Consider the following 22,245-nt stretch of genomic DNA (forward strand, 5'->3'; position numbering starts at 1 on the left):
TCAACCTCCTGGTCCCGGAGCGGACCCGCCCACGCGCACGCGGGCGCCCGCCCACACGGCGTGCTCGTCGATGCGCAGCTCGCCCGTCTGGACGTCGAGCGCGAGCGGGCGGCCCCGGACGTCCACCGACTCCCGGAGGCCCGCAGGGAAGCGGAAGGGCTCGATCTTGTGCAGCGGAAGCTTCACGCCGAAGCCCTTCTCCTGCGCCTGCTCGGCCAGGATCTCCTTCACGTCCACCCGCTCGAGCACCCAGCCGCACAGGCCCTGCTTGCTCGCGAGCAGGGCGTCCACGCGCCGCCAGGTCTCGGCGGAGGGGATCACGCGCAGCCTCACCTTGGTCTCGGGGAAGCGCGGTGTGCCGACGACCTCGCCGCCCTGGGCCTCGAGGGCGAGCGTGCCCGAGAGCACGTAGCGGTCCGGCTCCACGCTGCCCGAGACCGGCTCGGTCACGTCGAGATCGCCGCACACCGGCTTCGCGAGGCGCCCGCCTCGCCAGCGCAGGTGCACGGTGGCGTCGCCCGCGCCCTCGACGACCTCCACCGGCAGGGTGAGCGTGATCTCGTTGCCGCCGAAGCGCACCTCGGGGCGGCCGGGCGCGAGCCGGCCGTGCACCTCGTCGACCAGCAGGTCGATCTCGAGCGTGCCGACCTCGACGAAGCCCTTGCGCAGGATCTTCTCCTTGTGCGCCCGGATCCCACTCAGGGTGAGGCTCACGCGGCTCGCAACGTCGCTGAAGACGCGCTCGATCAGCTCGCGCAGGAAGGTCGTGGGGACCCCGATCACGACGTCGCCCTCCGGGACCCCGGCCCGACGCGGATCGGCGTCGACCAGGGCGCGGAAGCGCTGCTCGAGGGCCGCCCCCTCGGCTTCGAGGCGCGTGAGCTCGGCCGCCCAGGCCTCGCGCTCGGCGGCCGAGGGCGTACGCGAGCAGGCGCCCGCCGCGAGCAGCGCGCAGGCGAGCGCGGCAGCGGCCCGCCTCACGGGGCGGTCTCCGGGGCCGGCTCCGGCCGGCGGTGGAGCTCGACGCCGAGCCCCTGCTCGCCGCCCTTCACGGGGCCTACGCCCGCAGCGAACACCACCCAGAGCTTGCCTCCGACCGCCAGCACGCGCTCCACCGAGATCTCGAGCGGCACCTCGAGCGCCGCGAAGCGCACGCCGCCCTCCTCGACCGCCGGAACCGGCACCGCGCGCTCCAGGGTCACCGGGACCTCGATCGGCGGGATCGCCTCCTCGAGCAGCTCGCGCCCCTTGCCGCCGAGGTACGAGATCACGCCGCGGCCCAGCACCCTCTCGAGGCCGCCCGCCTCGGCGATGTCGATGTGGTCGATCGCGACGCGCACGCGCAGGATCCCCGTCGCGGGATCGATCGCCGCCTCGCCGAGGCCGCCTTCGATGCGCAACGCCACCTGGCGCGCCGGGAAGCGCACGGGGTGGATGCGGCCCTCGATGCGCACGGCGCCGTACTTGTCGTCGAGCTCGATCGCGGCGCTCTCGAGGCGCACCACGAAGCGGTCCTCGAGCGGCTGCTCGAGCGGGAGCTGGGAGCGGAAGAGATCCTGGACGAGCGTCTCGCCGACACCGACGAAGAAGCGGTCGGTCGGGATCAGCGAGCCCTGCTCGGCGTCGGCCACCAGCTCGCGCAGGCCCCGCGCGCGACGCTCGAGCTCCGCCCGGCGCGCCTGGTAGCGGACCTCCTCCTCCGAGGGGCCGCAGGCCAGCAGCAACGCGGCGGTCGCGGCGAGCCAGCACGGGCGTCGAGCACGAGCCCTCAGGCGCGACCCTCCCGATCCTTCTCGCTTTCTAGCACGAACCCGCCCGCGCCCGGGGAGCGCCCGCCGTCGACGCCTCGGAGAGGCTGCGCATGGCCCTGCCTCCAGCCGGGCCGGCCGCATCCCAAGGCGGGGGGGCCCGGCGGGCGGGAGCCTGCCGAAGCCGGGGCCACCGGATCCTGATCGAGTTCTGAGGGAGCCCGCTCGCGGCGGGGGAGGCCGGGCCTACTCGAAGCTCACCTGGCGCAGGAGCTCGAGGTCGTCGAGGGCCTTGCCGGCGCCGAAGCAGACGGCCGTGAAGGGGTCGTCCCCCCGGATGATCGGCAGGCCGGTGCGCTCGCGCAGGACCACGTCGAGGTCGCGCAGCAGCGAGGCGCCGCCCACCAGCACGATGCCGCGGTCGACGATGTCGGCGGCCAGCTCGGGCGGCGTCTTCTCGAGCGTGATGTGCACGCTCTCGACGATCGACGAGATCGGCTCGACCAGCGCCTCGTGGATCTCGTCGCTGGTCGCCATCACGGTCTTCGGGATGCCGGCCACCAGGTCGCGGCCCTTGATCTCCATGGTCTGCGACTTGCCGTGCGGGGAGGCGGTCCCGATCTGCACCTTCACGTCCTCGGCCGTGCGCTCACCGATCAGCACGTTGTACTTGCGGCGTACGTACTGGACGATCGCCTCGTCCATCTTGTCGCCCCCGCAGCGGATCGACGACGAGGTCACGATGCCCGACAGCGAGATCACGGCAACGTCCGTCGTGCCGCCGCCGACGTCGACGACCATGTTGCCGGTCGGGGCCGTCACGTCGAGGCCGGCGCCGATGGCTGCCGCCATCGGCTCCTCCATCAAGAAGACCTCACGGGCGCCGGCCGAGAGCGCCGACTCGCGCACCGCGCGCTTCTCGACGCTGGTGATCGCCGGCGGTACGCAGATCACGATCCGCGGCCGCACGAGCTTGCTGCGGTTGTGCGCCTTGTGGATGAAGTAGCGGAGCATCGCCTCGGTGACCTCGAAGTCCGCGATGACACCGTCCTGGATCGGGCGAACCGCGCGGATCGAGCCGGGCGTGCGGCCGAGCATCGCCTTGGCCTCGCTGCCGACCGCGAGGACCCGCTCGCCGTGTCCCTTCGGGTCGCTGGCCACGGCCACCACGCTCGGCTCCGAGCACACCATCCCCTTGTGACGGGCGTAGACCAGCGTGTTGGCCGTTCCGAGGTCGATCGCGAGGTCGTTCGAGAAGGTGCCCGCCAGGATCTTGAACATGCGTCCGGTCTCCACCCCAGCGCGCCGGCCGACGGCGCGGGATCCCCATCCTCTTCGGCGACGGGCCGGGGAAGGTTGAGGTGCGCGCTCGCGGCCCGCCGGCGCCGACCTGCCTACTCGGTGCCGCTCGCGGCACCGGCGGCCGGTACCGGTGCCGCGGCGGGGGCCGGCGCCGGCGTCGTGACCGGCGCGGTCGGGGCCTGTTCGGCCAGGCGGCGCAGCGCCGCGACCCGGGCCTCCACCTCCGCGGCGGCGCCGCGCAGGGCTTCGAGATGATGCTGGCGGGCCGTGATCTCCGCGCGGGCGGCCTCCAGGGCCGCGGAGAGCGCGTGAACCTGCGCCTCCAGGCCGGCGGCACGGCGGGACGCGGCTCCCCAGCCCGCGGCCGCCACGAACGCGGCCAGCAGGGCCAGGGGCAGGAGCCATCTCCAGCGCGCCGGAGCCGGGGCCGCGCCGGGCGACGGCGGCGACCCTTCGTCGGGCCGGACGAGCCGGGGCCGCGACGGCGGAGTCGAGGCGGGCATGGCAGCGAGCCTAGCGGATGGCGGCCGGCTGCCAGGCCCGGCGCGCTCCCGGCGGCCGGCGGCCAGCGGCTGGGGCACGCTCCAGCCGGGGCGGGCCGTGAAGGAGGAACCCGGTGCAGCTCGGCATGATCGGTCTCGGGCGGATGGGCGCGAACATGGTCCGGCGGCTGCTCCGGGCGGGGCACCAGTGCGTGGTCCACGATCTCGATCCGGCGGCGGTGGCCGCGCTCGGCCGGGAGGGCGCGATCGGCGCGGACTCGCTCGCGGCCCTCGCGGCACGCCTGACACCGCCGCGGGCCGTCTGGCTCATGGTGCCGGCCGGCGTGGTCGACCGGAGCCTCGACGCGCTGGCGCCCCACCTCGGCGCCGGCGACGCGGTCGTGGACGGCGGCAACTCGCGCTGGACCGACGACCTGCGGCGGGCCGCCGCGCTCGCCGCCCGCGGCGTCCACTACCTCGACGTCGGCACGAGCGGCGGCGTCTGGGGGCTCGAGCGCGGCTACTGCCTGATGGTGGGAGGAGACGACACCGCGGTGCAGCGCCTCGCGCCGGTGTTCCGCGCGCTCGCGCCCGGGGTCGCGGCGGCCCCGCGCACGGCCGGGCGCGCCGGGCCGCCGGTGCCGGCCGAGGAAGGCTGGCTCCACTGCGGCCCCGCCGGTGCCGGCCACTTCGTGAAGATGGTCCACAACGGGATCGAGTACGGGCTGATGGCGGCGTATGCCGAAGGCTTCAACGTCCTGCGCCACGCCGGCGTCGGCCGCGACGACCGCCCGCACGACGCCGAGACCACGCCGCTCGCCCACCCCGAGCACTATCGCTACGACCTCGACCTCGCGGCGATCGCCGAGCTGTGGCGGCGCGGCAGCGTCGTCGGATCCTGGCTGCTCGACCTCGCCGCGAAGGCGCTCCACGAGCAGCCGGGGCTCGAGGGCTTCTCGGGGCGCGTCGCGGACTCCGGTGAGGGGCGCTGGACGATCGACGCGGCGATCGACCAGGGCACGCCGGCGCCGGTGCTCGCGGCGGCGCTGTTCCAGCGCTTCGCGTCGCGCGGCGAGGCCGCGTTCGCCGACCAGCTGCTCTCGGCGCTGCGCTTCCAGTTCGGCGGGCACGTCGAGAAGACCTGAGGCGCTCGCGCCGTGGCCGGCGCGGACCGGCCGCTACGACTGGATGACGAGCTTCGAGAGGCTGGTCTTGCGCAGGTTGGTCTTCTGGATCGTGCGCACCAGCTCGGCCACCTTCTCGGTGTCGGTCTCGAAGGGGTTGTTGCAGATCACCCGCACGTTGAGCAGGTTGCCGAGGCGGATGTTCGACCAGTCGAGGTCGTACTGGATCGCGTTCTGCCGGGCCAGCTTGATGAACTCGCCGCGCATCTTGGCGCGCGTGTCCGGCGGCGGCTCGGTCTTGGCCTTGATCACCTCGTCGTCGCTCAGGATCCGCTCGACGGCGCCCTTGCGCTCGAGCAGGTAGTAGAGGCCCCTGCCGATCCGGATGTCGTGGTACTGGAGGTCGAGCATGAACACGCGCGGGTCGTTCCAGCTCGTGCCCTTGCTCGCCAGATACGACTCGATCATCTGGCGCTTGATCACCCAGTCCACCTCGCGCCCGAGCTTGTCGGGGTCGCTGTCGAGGCAGTCGAGCACGTGCTGCCACTTGTGGACCGCGTCCTGGAGCTCGTCCGACACCGGATACTGCTCGAGATAGCGCCAAGCCATCTCGCAGTACTCGCGCTGGATCTCGATCGGCGAGTACTCGCGGCCGTTGTCGAGGCGCAGCTTGCGCTTGCAGGTGGTGTCGTAGGAGATGTCCTTGATCGCCTTGACAGGATTGCGGAGCGTGAAGTCCTTGTTGATGAAGTTGTCCTCGATCATCTGCAGGACCACGGCGCAGGCGCCGATCTTCACGAAGTTCGTGTACTCGCTCATGTTCGAGTCGCCCACGATCACGTGCAGGCGCCGGTACCTCTCGCGGTCGGCGTGGGGCTCGTCACGGGTGTTGATGATCGAGCGGTCGTTGGTCGTGGTGCCCGAGATCTTCTGGTAGATGTGCTGGGCGCGCTGGCTGATGCAGTAGTGCACGCCGTCCTGGGTCTGGAAGACCTTGCCCGCGCCGGTGTAGATCTGGCGCGTCACGAGGAACGGGATCAGCTGTTCGGCCAGGTAGTAGAAGTCCACGTCGCGGTCCACGAGGTAGTTCTCGTGGCAGCCGTAGCTGTTCCCGACGAAATCGGTGTTGTTCTTGAAGATCGAGAGCTTCCCGGCGATCCGCTCCTCGCGGATCTTCTCCTCCGCGTAGTCCTCGAGCTCCTCGAGGATCCGCTCGCCGGCCTTGTCGTAGACGATCAGCTGGCGCGGCGAGGCGCACTCGGGGGTCGCGTACTCGGGATGGCAGCCGGTGTCCTGGTAGAAGCGGGCGCCGTTCTCGAGGAAGACGTTCAGGAAGTGCTCGGTCGTGATCAGCTTCTCGAACAGGAAGCGGATCGCCTTCTCGACCGGCAGGGTCTTCCGCCCCTCGGGCGTGAAGATGATCCCGTACTCGGTCTCGACGCCGTAGATCCGCTTCTGCACGACGGGCCCTCGGTTCGCGCTCCTAGCCGAGAATAGCTCTCAACTCTTCGGCGCCGGCGCGGCGGAACTTGCGGCCCACGCGCTCGCGATCGAGCGTGCAGACCTCGAGGCGCTCGGGCGCGATCGGCGCCGAGCCGTTGGACGCGGCCACCAGCGCATCGCGGCCCATCCGCACCGCATCCCCGAGGGGCAGACCGGATTTGTAACGATCGCGGAGGTAGGTCTCGAGCGCGTCGACGCCGCCGCCGATCGTCGTGTAGCCGCGATGATCGGAGATGCTCCCGTCGAAGGTCACGCGGAACATCAGGCTCTCTTCGTGGCCGGCGAGGCGCGGATCGCCGACCTCGGCCACGATCACCTCCACCTCGAGCGGCTTGAGCTCGCGCGTGAAGACGTCGCCGATCGCCTGGGAGTAGGCGTTGGCGAGCGCCTTGCCACGCACGTCCTCGCGGCTGTAGGCGTAGCCGCGCACGTCGGCGAAGCGCACGCCGATCTTCCGGAGCTGGTCGAACTCGCTGAACTTGCCGACGCCGGCGAAGGCGATCCGGTCGTAGATCTCGCCGATCTTCGACAGCCGCGACGGGTTCTCGGCGACCAGCACGATGCCCTTGTCGTACTCGAGGGCGACGATGGACTTGCCGCGAGCGATGCCCTTGCGGGCATACTCGGCCTTGTCCTGCATGAGCTGTTCGGGGGAGACGTAGAAGGGCATCGACATCGCTGGCTAGGCTCCCGCCCGGGTGCGCGCCACCACCACCTGCTCGCGATAGACGCGCTCGATCGTCTCGCGTCCCACTTCCTCGACGCCCGTCGCCGTGCACAGGCACACCAGCGGGAAGATCCCGCGGCCGAGGTCGACGCCGCCGGTGGCGCGATCCTCGTCGGCGGCGTCGGCGAGCGCCTGGACCGCGATGCGCAGCGCCTCCTCGCGCGCGAGGCCGGGCTGCCAGGCCTTCTTCACCGACTCGCGCGCGTAGAGCCCGCCCGAGCCGGAGGCGTCGTACTCGGTCTCCTCGTAGCGCCCGCCGGTCACGTCGTACTTCCACAGGCGGCCGATCCGGCGGCGCGGGTCGTAGCCGGCGAAGAGCGGCACCACCACCAGGCCCTGCATCGCCGCCGGGAGGTTCGCGCGCACCATCTGGGAGAGCTTGTTCGCCTTGCCCTCGAGCTCGAGCGGCTCGCCCTCGATCTTCTCGTAGTGCTCGAGCTCGATGCGCAGCATGCGCGCCATCTCGATCGCGGGCCCGGCGGCGCCGGCGATCGCGATGAGCGAGTGCGAGTCGGTCGGGAAGACCTTCTGCAGGTCGCGCGCCGCGACGCGGTGCCCCTCGGTCGCGAGCCGGTCGCCCGCCACGACGACGCCGTCCGCGAAGCGGAAGGCGAGCACCGTCGTACCGTGCGGCACCGACGCGAGCGCGGCGCCGGCATCGCTGCCGGCCAGGCGCGGCGCAGGCCGCAGCTCCGGATGTTCGGTCTCGAGCAGCTCGAAGAAGCTCGAGCCCTGGTACCTGCCTCGGATGAGCACCCCCCGTGCCTCCGCGGCGCGTGCGATTCCGTTACTGGCCGCCGCGCTGTACGTAGTTCTTGACGAACTCCTCGGCGTTCTCCTCGAGGACCTCGTCGATCTCGTCGATCAGGGCGTCCATCTCCTCCTTCAGCTCCTCGCCCTTCTTGGCGAGCTTCTGGCCGCCCTTGCCCGCGCCCTTGTCCTCGCCGCCGCCGTCACCGCCGCCCTTCTTCTGCTGCTGCTGGGACTCGGCCGCCGAGACGAAGCGCAGGCGCCGCGAATCCTCGCGCTGCGGGAGGGAGGTCTCGAGGATCTTCATCGCGTTCTCCAGGCCGAGGCCGCCGCCCGGGCGGCGGCGCTCAGCTCTTCAGATTCTTCACGAGCTCGGCGGCGCTCGGCGACGACCGGAACAGGTCGTCCACGTGGCGCTTCGAGCCCTTCAGCGGCTCGGCCATCAACACGCGCTTGATCGGCTCGTCGCCGATGCCGAACGAGATCGAGTCCCAGTTCACGCCGAACACCTCGGCGCCGTAGCGGCGCAGGCAGCTCCCGCGGAAGTACGCCCGGGTGTCCTCCGGAGGGTGGTGCACGGCCCGCTCGATCTCCTCGTCCGTCACCACCCGCTGGATCTTGCCCTGGCGCTCGAGAAGATAGTACAGGCCCTTGTCGGGTCGCAGGTCGTGGTACTGGAGGTCCAGCATGTGGACCTGCGGCGAGCTCCAGTCGGCGCCCTTGCGGGCCATGAAGCCTTCGACCAGTGCCTTCTTCGCCACCCAGTCGAGCTGGTCCGCCAGCTCCATCGGATCGCGGGCGAGCGCGGCCAGCACCCGCTCCCAGTACGCGAGCACCTCCTTTGCGCCGGGGTCGGTCTCGCGGCCGACCACGTAGCGCTGCGCCATCTCCAGGTACTCCCCCTGGAGCTGCACGGCGTTCATGCGGCGGCCGCTCTGGAGCTCGATCTCGCGCCGGCACGTGACGTCGTGGGAGACCTCCTTGATGGCCTTCACCGGGTCGCGCAGCGAGAGGTCGCGGTCGACGGCGCCGTCCTCGATCATCGCGAGGACCAGCGCGGTGGCGCCGTTGCGCAGGTAGATCGAGGGCTCGGCCATGTTGGCGTCGCCCACGATCACGTGCAGGCGCCGGTACTTCTCCCGGTCCGCGTGGGGCTCGTCGCGCGTGTTGATGATCGGGCGCTTCACCATCGTGTCGAGCGCCACCTCGGTCTCGAAGAAGTCCGCGCGCTGCGAGAGCTGGTAGTCGCAGGGGTGGGCACGGTTCTCGGAGCCGACCTTGCCCGCGCCGCTGTAGACCTGGCGCGAGACGAAGAACGGCATCAGGTGCTCGACGATCTGCTTGAAGGACGTGCGGCGGTCCATCAAGTAGTTCTCGTGCGAGCCGTAGCTGTTGCCCTTGCGGTCGCTGTTGTTCTTGTAGATCAGCATCTGGGTGCCCGGCGGCAGCACCCGGTTGGCCTCGCGGCGCGACTGCTCGACGATCCGCTCGCCTGCCTTCTCGAAGATCACGAGATCGCGGGCGTTGGTCACCTCGGGGCACGAGTATTCGGGGTGGGCGTGGTCGACGTAGTAGCGCGCCCCGTTCGCCAGCGTCTTGTTGCGGGCGATGTTCTCCTGCTGGTTCGGGGTGTACTTCTCGCCCTCGACCTGGAAGCCGCGGGCGTCGGCCAGCGGGTTCTCCTGGTCGTAGTCCCAGAGGATCTTCGCCGTCGAATCCTCTCGATACGAGTTCACGAGGAGCACGCAACTCGAGATGGGGTCGAAATCACGGTCGTTCTTGACGGTGATGCCGTACTCGATCTCGGTCCCCATCACCTTGGGAATCGCCATCGTCTCCCCGGTCCCTCGAACCCGCGCCGCGTCCGCGCGGGCTAGAGGTACTGCCCCGATCGGATGTCCTCGACCGAGCGTCCTTCGTTGCGATTGATCCCGGTGATGAGCGTCCGGACGTTGATGATCCGTTCTCCCTTGCGGCCGGAGATGCGCGCCCAGTCGTCCGGGTTGGTGGTGTTCGGGAGGTCCTCGTTCTCCTTGAACTCGTCGCGCACCGCGTCGATCAGGTCGTCCAGCTTGATGCCGCGCTCGTTCTGCTCGATCAGGCGCTTCACGGCCTTCTTCTTGGCGCGGTCGACGATGTTCTGGATCATCGCGCCGCTCGCGAAGTCCTTGAAGTAGAAGATCTCGCGCTCGCCCTTCGCGTAGGTGACCTCGAGGAACTTGTTGTCCTCGGTGGTCGCGTACATGTTGTCGATCGTATCGCGGATCAGGCCGTCGACGATCTTCGCCGCGTCGCTGCCGTAGCGCTCCTCGCTCCCGCGGTGGAAGGGCAGCTCGGCCCGCAGGTACTTGGTGAAGATGTCGAAGGCCGCCTTGGCGTCCGGACGGTTCACCTTGACCTTGAGGTCGAGGCGCCCGGGCCGCAGCACGGCCGGGTCGATCAGGTCCTGGCGGTTGCTGGCGCCGATCACGATCACGTTCTTGAGCGCCTCGACGCCGTCGATCTCCGACAGGAACTGCGCGACGACCGTCGCCTCCATGTCCGAGCTGATGCCCGAGCCGCGCATCCGGAACAGCGAGTCCATCTCGTCGAAGAAGATCACGACGGGCACGTCCTCGCTGGCCTTCTCGCGCGCCTTGCGGAACACCTCGCGGATCTTGTGCTCGGTCTCGCCCACGTACTTGTTCAGGAGCTCGGGCCCCTTCACGTTCAGGAAGTAGGCGGGAGTCGCGCGGCCGGTCCGCTTCTCGACGCTCTTGGCGAGGCTGTTGGCCACCGCCTTCGCGATCAGCGTCTTGCCGCAACCCGGCGGGCCGTAGAGCAGGATGCCCTTGGGCGGCGAGAGCTGGTGGTCGGCGAACACCTCCGGGTGCAGGTACGGCAGCTCGATCGCGTCGCGCAGCACCTCGATCTGCTCGTCGAGGCCGCCGATGCGCTCGTAGGTGACGTCCGGCACCTCCTCGAGCATCACCTCCTCGACGGCGGACTTCGGCATCTTCTCGTAGGCGTACTGGGTGCGCGGGTCGATCATCACGTGATCGCCCGCCTTGAGGTTCTCCGCACGCAGCGCCGAGGAGAGCGTGACCACGCGCTCGTCGTCGGTGTGGCCGAGCACGATGGCGCGCCCGTCACCGAGCAGCTCGATCACCGAGGCGATCTCGCCGCGCTGCACCCAGCCCGACGGCTCGATCACGTTCATGGCCTCGTTGAGCAGGACGAGCTGGCCTTCCTCGAACTGGTGCGGGTCCACCTTCGGGTGCACGTTCACGCGCAGCGGGCGGCCGTCGACCACGATCTCGGCGGTCCCGTCCTTGTTCGCGCGGGTGAAGACGCCATAGCCGTTGGGCGGCGCGCACAGCTTGTCCACCTCCTCCTTGAGCAGCTCGATCTGCTGCTTCGCTTCCTGGAGCGTGTGGACGAGCTTCTCGTTCTGGCGCTCGGCGTCGCCGAGCTGCTGGCGGACGAGCTGGTAGCGCCGGCGGGCGGCCTCGTGCTCGGCGAGCACGCGCTCGAGCCGGCGGCGGAACTCGGTCGACTCCGCCCCGAAGAAGCGCAGTGCGTCCTGCAGCTCGTCGACGGGGTCGGCGGGAGGCGCACCGCGCCCGGGCTCGTCGTCCGGCCGCGGCCCCGAAGCGGAGATGCGCCGCATGACGTCGCGCACGAATCCCTTGCGTCCCGAGCTGCCGGCGTCGTCGAACTCGCTCATCGCACGCTCTCCTCGTTCAGAGGCTCCACTCGATCGGCCCCCTGCTCCCGGAGCGGTGCAAGGCGCGTGCCGCGGCCGGCCGGTCGGGGCCGGCGCGGAACCCGAGCGGCCGTCGCGCCGTGGCGCGCCGATCTGCGCACCCCCGCGCGATGGCAGGCGTGGGGTTGGCGCCGCGGGCGCCACCGCCCGGCGTCGGGTCGGAAGCAGCCCCCGATTCCGGGGCACGACCGTTCCGGACGCGATCCAGCTTCGCCGCCCACACCCGCGCTGCGGCTCGCACGAGCCCGCCGCGACGGCGTCGGGAGCGGCCGGTCGCTGCGGCCCCAGCTGCCGGAGGGCAGCGTCGTTCGTAGATCGCCGAGAACTCGAAACCCCTTGAAATTACGAGACAGTTCAGGCTGGGCAGCATATCAGAGGACCCTTGCCTTTCAACCGGCGACCGGCGCGTCGCGCGGCCTTGGTCGCGCAGGCCCGACACCCGTGTCGGTGACCGCGAGCCCCGAATGGGACGCACGAGCGCAGATTCGTGAAGCCGCCGCAGAGCGAGTCGACACCCCACGGGGCGACAGGGTTCGTCAGGGAGCCGCTCCGGTGCGTCCGCCGCCGTTGTCCGTTGCCGGTCCCCTGCCAATGCCTGATGCGAAGCTGCCGCCGCGAGAGCCGTTTTCTTGACGCCTCCGTCGGCCCTCCAGCGCCGCCCGGGGCCCGCAGCGGCGTGCGGCACCGGCCGGGCCCTGGGCAACGCTGTGCCGCAGGAGGCGACGCTGCGACCCCCGGCCCTCATCGCGCGGGCGGCACCGTGATCACGCGCGTGCCCTCCGGTGGCTCGAAGTGGAAGAGCCCGTCCCGGGGCCCTGTGTTGGCTCGCACGTCGCTCAACTCGATCTCGGTCCGGTTGCCGAGCAGGTCGAGGACGACCGTCGAGCGGACGTCGCCGCTCTTCGCGTCGGCACGGAGCTCGAGACGTTCATAGGTCGCGTCCCGTCGGGGGGTCAGCAGCAGCTCGACCTCGGGTCGGCCGCAGCCGCGCGCCGCGATCGTGAACTCGTCGCCGAGCCGGCCGCCGCCGAGCAGGAACTGGAGGGCGGCGCCCGACAGGAACCCGGGCCCGAGCGGCAGCACCTGGACCTCCCGGGCCTCCGGGTCGTGGATCCAGAGCGTCTGGCCGTCGCTCACGACCAGGCTCGGCGCGGGCTCACGGTACGACCAGCGCATGCGCCCGGGCTTCGCGAAGACCACCTCGCCGCTCGACTCGAGCACCGCGCCGGGCGCGCTGCCGAGGGCGACGCTGGCCGTGCGTTGCGTGAAGTGGGCGCGCAGGTCGCGTACGGCGTCGTAGCGGTGCTGGACGCGCTCGGCGACGGCTGCCGCGCACGCACCTTCGCCCTCGCCGGTCTCGACCGCGACCGCTGCGAGAGGCAGGAGCAGGGCGGCGGCCAGCAGCGCCGCGCGTGCCGGGATCGCGCGGGTCATGGCTGCTTCGACGCGCGGCGCCGGGGCCGATTCGGCCGCGGCGCCGCGACGGCCCCGCGCGCTCACTCGGCCTCGATCGGCCGGACGAAGACCTCGCGCGCCTTGGTCCCGATCTGGGGTCCGACGACGCCCTCGGCCTCCATCTGCTCGATCATGCGCGCGGCGCGGTTGTAGCCGACCTTGAGGCGGCGCTGGACGTACGAGATCGAGGCGTTGCGCGTCTCCGCCACGATCGCGACCGCGCGGTCGTACAGGTCGTCGCCGTCCTCGCCGCGCTCCTCCTTCTCGTCGCTCTCCTGCTTGGCCCGCAGCAGCGTCTCGTCGAACTGCGGCGCGCCCTGCTTGCGCAGGAACGCCACCAGCTCCGCCACCTCCTTCTCGGAGACGTAGGCGCCGTGCATGCGCTGGAGCTTCGAGGTGCCCGGCGGGAGGAAGAGCATGTCGCCCTGGCCGAGCAGGTGCTCGGCCCCGTTCTGGTCCATGATCGTGCGCGAGTCGATCCGCGACGCCACCTGGAAGGCGATCCGCGACGGGAAGTTCGCCTTGATGACGCCGGTCAGCACGTCGACGCTCGGCCGCTGCGTCGCGAGCACGAGGTGGATGCCGGCGGCGCGGGCCATCTGCGCCAGGCGCTGCAGCGCCTCCTCGACGTCGCGGGCCGACACCACCATGAGATCGGCCAGCTCGTCGATCACGACCACGATGTACGGGATCCGCTCGAGCGGGACCTCCTGCCCCTGCTCCTCGCCCGGCCGCGCCTTGAGCCGCAGCAGGGTCTGCCCGTCGGCCAGGAGCTCGTCCACGCGCGCGTTGAACTGCTCGATGTTGCGCACGCCGAGCGCCGCCATCGCCCGGTAGCGCTCCTCCATCTTGTGGACGATGCCGGCCAGCGCCGCCGCGGCCCGCTTGGGGTTGGTCACGACGTCGGCGATCAGGTGCGGAATGCCCTCGTAGATCGAGAGCTCGAGGATCTTCGGGTCGATCAGCAGGAGCTTGAGCTCCGCGGGCGAGGCGCGGAACAGGATCGAGCAGAGCAGCGCGTTCAGGAACACGCTCTTGCCGGTGCCGGTGGCGCCCGCCACCAGCAGGTGCGGCATGCGCGCGAGGTCGCCTTCGACGGGGTTGCCGAAGATGTCCTTGCCGAGCGCGAGCGTGAGCTTCGACTTGCTCTTGCGGAAGGTCTCCGACTCGAGGAGGTCGCGGATGTACACGACGTCGCGTTCCGGGTTCGGGATCTCGATGCCGACCACGGACTTCCCGGGCAGGGGCGCGATGATGCGTACCGACAGTGCCCGCAGCGCCAGCGCCAGGTCGTCGGCCAGGTTCGTGATGCGGTTGACCTTGACGCCGGCGCCGGGTTCGAACTCGTACATCGTGATCACCGGGCCGGGGTGCACGGTGACGACGCGGCCGGCGACGCCGAAGTCGGCGAGCTTCTTCTCGAGGATCCGCGAGTTCATGATCAGGCTCTCGCGGTCGTAGCGGCGCCCCACCTCGGGTGCGCGCTGGAAGATCGAGACCTCGGGGAACTGGTAGGGCCCCTGCGGCGTGTGCTCGCTGAAGACGAACGCCTCCTGGGCCGGATCGCGCGGCTTGCGCTCGGCGCGATGATCGACGATGTGCGGCTCCTCGTGGCCGCCGCGGCGGGAGGATCGCGCGGGCGCTGCGGCGGCCGCCTCCGCGCGGGCGGGCTCCGCGGGTGGCGCAGGCGCCTCCGGGGCGAGCGCTTCGAGGGGGTCGCGATCGGAGCCGGCGGGCGGCGCGAACTGCGCGCGCCGAGCCAGGCGCGCGCGCCGCACACCGAAGGCCTGCCAGGCGCGCGCCCAGGCGGCGTGCGCCTGCGCCGCGGCTGTGCGGGTGGCGGCGGCGGCGGCCGCCACTGCCCGTGCGACGCCGCGCGCGACCGCCTGGCCGAGTCCTCCCAGGAGGCGTGCCACGACGCGCGCCGCCGCCGCGAGCGCTGCGGTGAGGCGCGCGGACGCGGCGAGCGACGCGCGCAGGGCACTCCCGAGCGGGATGCCGGCGATCGAGAGCGCACCGCCGATCCCGAGCAGCAGGTTCACGAGCAGCGCGCCCCCGAGGCTGAGCAGGATCCGCTCGCCCGAGGCCAGCCAGACGCCGACGAGGCCTCCGCTGCCGGGGTCGATCGCGCGGATGCCGGCGGCGGCGAGCAGCGGCGGCAGCGCCGCGAGCGCCACGAGCAGCGAGCAGGCGCCCAGCCAGAAGCGGGGCCCGGGGGCGCCGCGCCCGAGCACGAGCCGGCCGCCGACCACGATCGCGGCCCCGACGAGCACCGCCGAGCCCCAGCCCGCCGCGCTGCGCAAGAGCCCCGCGAGCGTGGCGCCGACGGCGCCGGCGCCATTGGCGACCTCGGTCAGGCGGAAGAGGGGATCGCTCGGGGTGTAGGTCGCGAGCGCGAGCGCTGCGACGGCCGAGAGCGCGATCAGGAGCAGTCCGGCCGACTCGGCGGCCCAGCGGCCGGCACTCCGACCCGGGCCTCCGAAGCCGGAGCCCGCACCGCGCCCGGAGGCGCGGCGGCGACGCGCCGCGGATCGAGCCATGGACGTCCCTCACCCCCCGGTGGGACGAAAGTCGGGCGGAAGGTACCGCGAGCCGCCGGCGGCGCCACGCGCCTCAGCCGCGCTTGCTGGCGGCGCGCGGCGCTCCCTCCATCGGCGTGTCGTGCTCCTCCGGCGCGGCCTCGATCACCGGCGGGCCCTGCAGCGCGACGTCGTAGCCCTGGGCGATCGCCTCGCGCACGCGCGCCTTCAGGCCGCCGCGCTCCTCGAGGCGGATGCCGCGCGTCGGGATCGGCTTGCCGTAGACGATCTTCACGACACCCGGGTGGACCTGGAGGCTGCCCTTCGGCGTGATGTGCTGGGAGCCCGAGACCGTGACCGGCACGATCGGGACCTGCGCCTCGAGCGCCAGGTGGAAGGGTCCGCTCTTGAAGGGGCGCAGGCTCCCGCTCGGGCTGCGCGTGCCTTCCGGGAAGACGATCACGCTGGCGCCGCTCCGGATGCGCTCGGCGGCCCGGTGCAGGCTCGCCACCGCCCGCTCGCGGTTCCCGCGGTCGATGATGATCTGCCCGGTCGTGACCAGGCACCAGCCGAAGATCGGGACCCGGACCAGCTCCCGCTTCGCGACGAAGCGCCACGAGACCGACGGCGGCAGGGTGTCGACGAGCGCGGCGATGTCGACCAGGCTCTGGTGGTTCGACATGAGCACCACCGGAGCCTGCGTCGGCACGTTGTCGAGGCCTTCGACCACGACGCGGACGCCGAAGGTGCGCAGGATCCAGCGCACCCAGACGCGCCCGAGCGCGCGCACCACGCGCGCTTCCCGATCGAAGGGGCTGGCCGCGAGCACCGGGATCCCGATGACGACGGTGTAGATCCCGAGCAGCAGCAGGCGGAAGAGGTTGCCCATGGGGTCTCGCCTCGCCTGGGACGCTGCTTCGATGCTAGGGGCTCGCGAGAACGGCTGTCAACGCGAGGGCGATGCCGCGCGTTCCGCTTGACGGCGCGCTCCGCCGCGGAGAAGATCCGGGGGTCTCCTCACCCCCCTCGGACGGAGCGGTCACCCGGGCGCAGCGCGCCCGGGACGCGCTCCGGGAGATCCCCTGAAAGGAGATCCGTCGACATGGCCAGCGTCAACAAGGTCATCCTGATCGGCAACCTCGGGCGGGACCCGGAGCTGCGCTTCACCAAGGGCGGTCAGGCGGTGGCGAACTTCTCGCTCGCGACGAGCGACAGCTTCACCAACCGCGAAGGTGCCCGCGAGGAGCGCACGGAGTGGCACCGGATCGTGGCGTGGGGCAAGACGGCGGAGCTGTGCACCAAGTGGCTGCACAAGGGTCGCACCGTCTACGTCGAGGGCCAGCTCCGCACCCGGGACTGGGAAGACAAGGACGGGAACAAGCGCCAGACGACCGAGGTGCACGTCCAGACCGTCCAGTTCCTCGGTGCACCCGGCGGACGGGGTGAGGGCGGCGCGCCGCGCGGCGGCCCGTCGGACCCCGGCGCAGCGGAGGAGCCGCCGGTCGCGAGCGGCGACGAGATCCCGTTCTAGGGCTGGCTAGCGGCCGGCGGAGCGCAGGCGACGCACGAGCGCGTCGATGTGGCGGCGCGCGTCGGAGCCGAGGTGCTCGAACTCGACGCCCATCCCGGCGGGCCCGTCCGCGGAGGCGGGCCGGATCCAGGCGACGCGCCCGCGGGCGCGGATCGGCTCGTCGCTGCCGGGCAGCTCGAACTGGAGCGCGACGCGCGTGTCGGTCGGCGGCGGGGTCTCCGTCTCGATGAAGACGCCGCCCTCGTTGATGTTGCGGCTGAACTCGGAGAACAGCGCGTCGACCGTGGAGTAGGCCACGCGCACGATCAGCGGCGAGCGCGGCGAGCGCCGGCGCTCCACCTCCGTCTCGACCCGCTCGACCACGGCGTCGAACGGCTCCTGCTCCCCGACCGCGGCTTCGCGCACGCCGACCGGCTCGCCCATCTGCGACCTCCGGGACTCTCCCACGGCCCCGGAGGAACCATCGTCCGGCGGGCGGGCGGGCCTTAGCCGGGCCCGCCCGCCTCCCCCGGGCGCCCGGCGAGCATCCCCGCCTCGCGCAGGCTCGCGTAGCCCCGCTCCGCCACCACCACGTGATCCACGACGGGGATCCCGAGCAGGTCGCCGGCCTCCGCCAGGCGCCGGGTGATCTCCTGGTCCTCCCGGCTCGGCGTCGGGTCACCGCTCGGGTGGTTGTGGACGAGCACCACCGCGGCCGCCGCCTCGCGCAGCGCAGGCCGGAACACCTCGCGGGGATGGACCAGGCTGGCGGTGAGGGTGCCCTGCGAGATCGCCACCTCGCGCAGCATGCGATGGCGCCCGTCGAGCAGGAGCAGGAGGAAGCGCTCGCAGCGGGCATCGCGCAGGCGCGCATGGAAATGGCGGAAGACGTCCGCGGGCCCGCGCACCGGCTCCCCGCTGCGCAGGCGGCGTGCCGCGATGCGGCGCCCGAGCTCGAGCGCCGCCACCAGCGTGGCGCTCTTCGCGGGCCCCATCCCCTCCTCGCGGGCGAGCTCGGAGGCCGAGCCCACCGCGAGGCCCGCGAGTCCGCCGTAGCGCTGCAGGAGCCGCGCACCGAGCGCGAGGGCGTCGCGCCGGCCGTCGCCGGTGCGCAGCAGCAGCGCGATCAGCTCGGCGTCCGAGAGCGCCTCGGGGCCGAGTGCGGCGAGCCGCTCGCGCGGCCCGTCGCCGGCGGCGAGCCCGGCCTCGCGCGCGTCGCGCATCGGCTCGGCTTCGTCGGCTGTCCAGCCCAAGGCGTCTCCGGCGGGACCGGGGAGCGGGCGGGCGAGGAGGAACGGGTGGCGCTAGCCCTCGCGCGCGCCCGCGCGGGCGGAGGTGCCGCCGCGGCAGCCGGCCTCGGCGGCGCGCGCGCGGGCGAGCACGCGGTCGAACGCGGCGGGCTGCAGCTCGGGGGCGACCAGGCTGCGCAGGGCCTCGTCGCGGTACGGCTCGGGCTCGAGCAGGCGCACCCACTGGCGCAGCAGCGCCAGGTACCCGCGGGCCGACACCGCCTGGCTGGCGGCCGCGGCCAGCTCGAGCGGGACCCCCGGCCGGTAGCGCACGCCGTCCTCGAGCGCGATCGCGCCACCTGGCGATACCTCGCCGAGCCGGCGCAACGCCGCGCGCAGGTAGGGATCCGTGAAGTCACCGCGCGGGGCGAGCGCCCGCGCCAGCGCCTCGCGGTCGAGCGCGCGCCGCAGCGCGGAGTCGAAGGTCGCGTTGCAGCCGGTGACGTCGCCGCCGCCGATCTGGGCGAGCGCCGTCCGCGCGCGCGTGACGCCGGCGTCGGCCTGGCCGCGCGGGATCATGTCGACCGTGAAGCGGTGCAGGCCGCGCACGGGATCGGCCTGCTCGCGCGAGCGCAGCTCGAGGTCCGCGCCCGTCACGCCGCCCGGGAGCGTCACCTTGACCAGCAGGTCCTCCCCGAGCTGCTGCACCGAGGCGCCCGCGAGCAGCGGGCTGCGGAGCCCGCCCAGCACCTCCGTGGCGCTCGGCTCGACCGCCGTCTGGGCCAGCACCAGGCTGAACCCCTGCTCGGCCTTGCGCACGCGCACCTGGGCGGGCGTGCGCAGCAGCAGCGAGAGCCCGGCACGCCCCGCGAAATAGGTGTGCGCCACCGACACGAGCGTGTTGTCGAGCGGGTGGAGCTCGATCAGCACCCGCTCCTCCCCGCCCTTCACGTCCACCTGGCGGGTCTCGATGCGGTGGCCGGGCAGGAAGGCGCGGATCGTCACCGAGTCGCGCTTGCCGGCCTCCGCACGGGTCGGGAGCTCGAGCAGCACCGGCGCCTGCGCCTGCTCGTAGCGCTTCTGGAAGCTGGCGCGGACGTAGAAGAGATCGAGGGTGGCGCCGGGCGGGGAGGTCTCGACCTTCAGCGTGCGGTCCGAGTGGTAGTCCGGACGCATCGAGCCGAAGAGCTGCGTGGGGCTCCAGCCGGCGCGGTCCTCGGGCTTGAGCACGATGCGCTGGGCGCCTTGCGGGTCGGCCGCCATCGCGGGGGGCGGCCCATCGAGGGCGAGGCAGGCCAGGCCGGTGAAGGCAAGGAGGCGCGCGACCCGCTTGGGCAAGGCGAGTTCTCCCCCGGAACGGATGTCGGCCCCCGCGCGCACGATAGCCTCGCGACGGCCCCGCGGACAGGCCGATCCGCTCAGGCGGGCGCCTCGTCCTCGCCGGGGCGGTGCCAGTCGCCGCTCTTCCCGCCGCTCTTGCGCACGAGCCGCACCGCGTCGAGCGTCATGGCGCGGTCGATCGCCTTGCACATGTCGTAGAGGGTGAGGCCGGCGGCGCTGGCCGCGACGAGCGCCTCCATCTCGACGCCGGTGCGCGCCCGCGCCCGGACCCGTGCCTCGACGTGCACGCAGGAGCCGGCCGGGTCCGGGCGCAGCTCCACCTCGACGGCGTCGAGGGCGAGCGGGTGGGCGAGCGGGATCCACTCGTGGGTGCGCTTGGCGGCCTGCACCCCCGCGATCCGCGCGACGGCGAGCACGTCACCCTTCGGCGTGCGTCCCTCGGTGATCGCGGCGAGCGTGGCCGGCGCCATCCGGACGGCCGCCCGCGCCACGCACTCGCGCCGGCTCTCCGCCTTGTCGCCGACGTCGACCATGCGCGCCCGGCCCTGCTCGTCGAGATGGCTCAGGCCGGCCACGGCTCAGGCCTCGCGCTCGCGGAGCCAGGCGAGCAGGTCCTCGAGGACCTGCTCGTGCTCAGGCTCGTTGAAGATCTCGTGGCGAAGCTGGGGGTAGATCTTGAGGCGATGGCCCGGACCCCGGAGCTGGCCGTGGAAGGCGCGGCTGCCGCGCGCCGGACACAGGCGATCGGCCTCGCCGTGGAGCAGCAGCATCGGCACCTGCACCTGGAAGGCGCCGCCGGCAGTGCGCGCCACCGCCTCGAGCAGCTCGGAGGCCAGCGAGACGGTGATGCGCCGGAACACGAGCGGGTCCTCGACGTAGGCGCGCACGACCTCGGGGTCGCGCGACAGGTCCTCCGGCGCGAGGCCGGCCGCCATCCGCAGCCGCGGCACGATCCGGCGCAGCCCCCGCGCCATCCGCAGCCGCCCCGCCGACACGTGCTCCGGCACCTCGAGCGCCGGTCCGGACACGACCGCGCAGGCGACGTCGGGCTTGCGCTCGGCGAGCAGCGCCGTGGTGACGAGGCCGCCCATGCTGTGGCCGATCGGGACCAGCGGGAGATCGGGATGCTCGCGGCGGACGAGCTGGAGGAAGGCCTCGAGATCGTCGAGGAGCTGCGCGAACGAGCTCGCGTGGCCACGCCTGCCCTCGGATTGGCCGTGCCCGCGGTGGTCGTAGGCGTGTACGGCACAGTCCCGGGTGGAGAGCCAGGCGCCCACGTGGTCGTAGCGGCCGCTGTGCTCGGCGAGGCCGTGCACGAGCACGACGGCACGGCGCGCCTCGCGGGGCAGCCACGCACGGCGGAGGAGCCGGGTCCCGTCGGGGGCTTCGAACTTCGCTTGCGAGCGGCGGACGACGCGGCGCTCCACGCGGCGAACCCTACAGCGCGGCGGATTCACGTCAACGGAGATCGCGCCCGGTATGCAGCGAGTCGCCCGGGCCCCGAGGGGGCTTCATGTGGTGGTCACACCCATCGCCCGCCGGGTTTGACCCCCGCTTTCGCAGGGTGGTACGATCGCACTCCGCTCGGAACCCGAAACCAATCGTCGTCTCACGAGGAGCTGCGTGGCTCTCGCCCGACCCACGGCTTCGCATCCGCCGGAGACCGCCACCGGAGGTGGAGTCCACCCGGACCCGGGTCCCGACGCGGACCTGGGCGGGCGGCTCGCTGCCCTCGCGGCCGTCTTCGACGAGTCGCCCGAAGCGGTCGCGGTCATCGGGCGAACCGGCCGGCTTCGCTACGCGAACGCGGCCTGCGGGGCGCTCCTCGGCCAGGCGCCCGCTTCGTTGCTCGGCTGGCCCGTCGCCGAGTGTGCGCGCCGGCTCGCCGGTGCGCGCGCCCTGCCGTGCACCGGCCCCGTGTTGCGTGGCTCCTTCGAGCTCCATCCCCGCCAGGGCGGTGAGCCGCGCTGGCTCTCGGCCTCGGCGAGCCCGCTGCGCGACGAGGCGGGGGTGGGGGTGGGCGTCGTGGTGCTCCTGCGCGACGACACCGAGCGGCGCCGGGACGAGCGGCAGTGGAGCCGCCGCCACGAGGACCTCGAGCAGACGATCCGGGCGGTTGCCCACGACCTGCGATCACCGCTGGTCTCGGTGCTCGGCTTCTCCCGGCTCCTGCGCGACGACTTCGGCGGACTTCTCGGCGAGCGGGGCACCCACTACCTCGACCGCATCACCGAGGCCGGCCGGACGATGGAGACCCTGATCCGGGAGCTCCTCGACTTCGCCCGCATCGGGCACGGCGAGCAGCGTGTGCTGGTGGACCCGCTCGCGGTGCTCGAGCAGCTGAAGGGCGAGCTCAAGCCACGCTTCGACGCGGCGGGCGCTTCGCTGGCGCTGCCGGTGGAGTCGCCGCTCCTGTTGTGCGATCGCACGCGCCTCTACCAGCTCTTCTCCAACCTGCTCGGCAACGCGCTCGAGCACATGGGGCCCTGCGAGCGGCCGCAGGTCGCGGTCGAGATCCGCGAGGACGCGCGCTGGCACGAGGTCGTGGTGCGCGACAACGGGCGCGGCGTCGACCCGAGCCAGCACCGGCGCATCTTCGAGATGTTCCACAGCATCCCCCGCGAAGGCGGTCGCAGGGGAACCGGGATCGGCCTCGCGATCGTACAGAAGATCGCCGAGCTGCACGGGGGGCGCGCGTGGGTGGAGAGTGCCCCCGGCACGGGCGCCGCCTTCCACGTCGCACTGCCGCGACCCTGACGGAGTCTGCGGCGGCTCCCTGCGCGTCCTGCGCGCGACGCTTCCCCTTGTCG

21 protein-coding genes are annotated in these 22,245 nt (G+C 72.5%); 3 read left to right on the forward strand and 18 right to left on the reverse strand.

Annotated elements, in window-relative coordinates; all coding sequences use genetic code 11:
* The 4 genes from OZ948_05030 to OZ948_05045 form a co-directional block, all read right to left on the reverse strand.
* Complete coding sequence (locus tag OZ948_05030; protein MEB2344082.1) at positions 1–981, reverse strand: hypothetical protein; 981 nt, start codon at positions 979–981, stop codon at positions 1–3.
* A complete protein-coding gene (locus tag OZ948_05035; GenBank protein MEB2344083.1) occupies positions 978–1,724 on the reverse strand; it encodes a hypothetical protein in 747 nt (248 codons plus the stop codon). Before OZ948_05035 ends, OZ948_05030 begins: the two co-directional genes overlap by 4 nt.
* A gap of 270 nt (positions 1,725–1,994) precedes the next feature.
* Positions 1,995–3,029: a rod shape-determining protein gene (locus OZ948_05040; protein ID MEB2344084.1), complete on the reverse strand. Its 1,035-nt coding sequence runs from the start codon at positions 3,027–3,029 to the stop codon at positions 1,995–1,997.
* A 113-nt stretch (positions 3,030–3,142) separates the two neighbouring features.
* Positions 3,143–3,553 carry a hypothetical protein gene (locus OZ948_05045; GenBank protein ID MEB2344085.1) on the reverse strand — a complete coding sequence of 137 codons (411 nt, stop codon included), beginning with the start codon at positions 3,551–3,553 and terminating at the stop codon, positions 3,143–3,145.
* Between the two features lie 113 nt (positions 3,554–3,666).
* On the opposite strand from OZ948_05045, the gene gnd reads away from it, so the two are divergent.
* A complete protein-coding gene (gene gnd, locus OZ948_05050) occupies positions 3,667–4,677 on the forward strand; it encodes a decarboxylating 6-phosphogluconate dehydrogenase (GenBank protein ID MEB2344086.1) in 1,011 nt (336 codons plus the stop codon).
* A gap of 33 nt (positions 4,678–4,710) precedes the next feature.
* Here the strand turns inward: gnd and OZ948_05055 are convergent, their stop codons facing one another.
* The 9 genes from OZ948_05055 to OZ948_05095 form a co-directional block, all read right to left on the reverse strand.
* Complete coding sequence (locus OZ948_05055; GenBank protein MEB2344087.1) at positions 4,711–6,117, reverse strand: proteasome accessory factor PafA2 family protein; 1,407 nt, start codon at positions 6,115–6,117, stop codon at positions 4,711–4,713.
* A 22-nt stretch (positions 6,118–6,139) separates the two neighbouring features.
* Positions 6,140–6,835, reverse strand: a complete 696-nt coding sequence (prcA, locus tag OZ948_05060; protein MEB2344088.1) for a proteasome subunit alpha — start codon at positions 6,833–6,835, stop codon at positions 6,140–6,142.
* Positions 6,836–6,841: 6 nt separating this feature from the next.
* Entirely contained in the window at positions 6,842–7,642 is an 801-nt protein-coding gene (prcB, locus tag OZ948_05065) for a proteasome subunit beta (GenBank protein ID MEB2344089.1), read from the reverse strand.
* A 31-nt stretch (positions 7,643–7,673) separates the two neighbouring features.
* On the reverse strand, positions 7,674–7,895 hold the full coding sequence (locus OZ948_05070; GenBank protein ID MEB2344090.1) for a ubiquitin-like protein Pup: 222 nt from the start codon (positions 7,893–7,895) through the stop codon (positions 7,674–7,676).
* 88 nt (positions 7,896–7,983) lie between these two features.
* Positions 7,984–9,468 (reverse strand): depupylase/deamidase Dop, encoded by a 1,485-nt coding sequence (dop, locus tag OZ948_05075; GenBank protein MEB2344091.1) that lies wholly within the window; start codon positions 9,466–9,468, stop codon positions 7,984–7,986.
* 41 nt (positions 9,469–9,509) lie between these two features.
* Positions 9,510–11,285, reverse strand: a complete 1,776-nt coding sequence (gene arc, locus OZ948_05080) for a proteasome ATPase (GenBank protein ID MEB2344092.1) — start codon at positions 11,283–11,285, stop codon at positions 9,510–9,512.
* A gap of 837 nt (positions 11,286–12,122) precedes the next feature.
* Entirely contained in the window at positions 12,123–12,815 is a 693-nt protein-coding gene (locus OZ948_05085; protein MEB2344093.1) for an outer membrane lipoprotein carrier protein LolA, read from the reverse strand.
* A gap of 62 nt (positions 12,816–12,877) precedes the next feature.
* The gene (locus OZ948_05090) at positions 12,878–15,376 is read right to left on the reverse strand and encodes a DNA translocase FtsK 4TM domain-containing protein (protein MEB2344094.1); all 2,499 of its coding nucleotides are present in this window, start codon (positions 15,374–15,376) and stop codon (positions 12,878–12,880) included.
* 73 nt (positions 15,377–15,449) lie between these two features.
* Positions 15,450–16,244 carry a lysophospholipid acyltransferase family protein gene (locus OZ948_05095; protein ID MEB2344095.1) on the reverse strand — a complete coding sequence of 265 codons (795 nt, stop codon included), beginning with the start codon at positions 16,242–16,244 and terminating at the stop codon, positions 15,450–15,452.
* Between the two features lie 213 nt (positions 16,245–16,457).
* Between OZ948_05095 and OZ948_05100 the strand changes: the two genes are divergently transcribed.
* The gene (locus OZ948_05100) at positions 16,458–16,886 is read left to right on the forward strand and encodes a single-stranded DNA-binding protein (GenBank protein MEB2344096.1); all 429 of its coding nucleotides are present in this window, start codon (positions 16,458–16,460) and stop codon (positions 16,884–16,886) included.
* 6 nt (positions 16,887–16,892) lie between these two features.
* On the opposite strand, the gene OZ948_05105 is transcribed toward OZ948_05100, so the two are convergent.
* The 5 genes from OZ948_05105 to OZ948_05125 all read right to left on the reverse strand — a co-directional run bounded on the left by OZ948_05105 (position 16,893) and on the right by OZ948_05125 (position 20,862).
* On the reverse strand, positions 16,893–17,309 hold the full coding sequence (locus OZ948_05105) for a TIGR02266 family protein (protein MEB2344097.1): 417 nt from the start codon (positions 17,307–17,309) through the stop codon (positions 16,893–16,895).
* 62 nt (positions 17,310–17,371) lie between these two features.
* On the reverse strand, positions 17,372–18,088 hold the full coding sequence (radC, locus tag OZ948_05110) for a DNA repair protein RadC (GenBank protein ID MEB2344098.1): 717 nt from the start codon (positions 18,086–18,088) through the stop codon (positions 17,372–17,374).
* Between the two features lie 81 nt (positions 18,089–18,169).
* Positions 18,170–19,432 carry a hypothetical protein gene (locus OZ948_05115; protein MEB2344099.1) on the reverse strand — a complete coding sequence of 421 codons (1,263 nt, stop codon included), beginning with the start codon at positions 19,430–19,432 and terminating at the stop codon, positions 18,170–18,172.
* An 80-nt stretch (positions 19,433–19,512) separates the two neighbouring features.
* On the reverse strand, positions 19,513–20,010 hold the full coding sequence (moaC, locus tag OZ948_05120; GenBank protein ID MEB2344100.1) for a cyclic pyranopterin monophosphate synthase MoaC: 498 nt from the start codon (positions 20,008–20,010) through the stop codon (positions 19,513–19,515).
* A gap of 3 nt (positions 20,011–20,013) precedes the next feature.
* Positions 20,014–20,862, reverse strand: coding sequence for a lysophospholipase (locus tag OZ948_05125; GenBank protein ID MEB2344101.1), 849 nt, complete (start codon positions 20,860–20,862; stop codon positions 20,014–20,016).
* 196 nt (positions 20,863–21,058) lie between these two features.
* Here OZ948_05125 and OZ948_05130 point away from each other — a divergent pair, with 196 nt between their 5' ends.
* Positions 21,059–22,192 (forward strand): PAS domain-containing sensor histidine kinase, encoded by a 1,134-nt coding sequence (locus OZ948_05130; protein ID MEB2344102.1) that lies wholly within the window; start codon positions 21,059–21,061, stop codon positions 22,190–22,192.
* The last annotated feature ends 53 nt before the right edge of the window (positions 22,193–22,245 follow it).

The sequence above is a fragment of the Deltaproteobacteria bacterium genome (assembly GCA_035063765.1).
In the GTDB taxonomy this organism is placed as follows: Bacteria; Myxococcota_A; UBA9160; order UBA9160; family PR03; genus CAADGG01.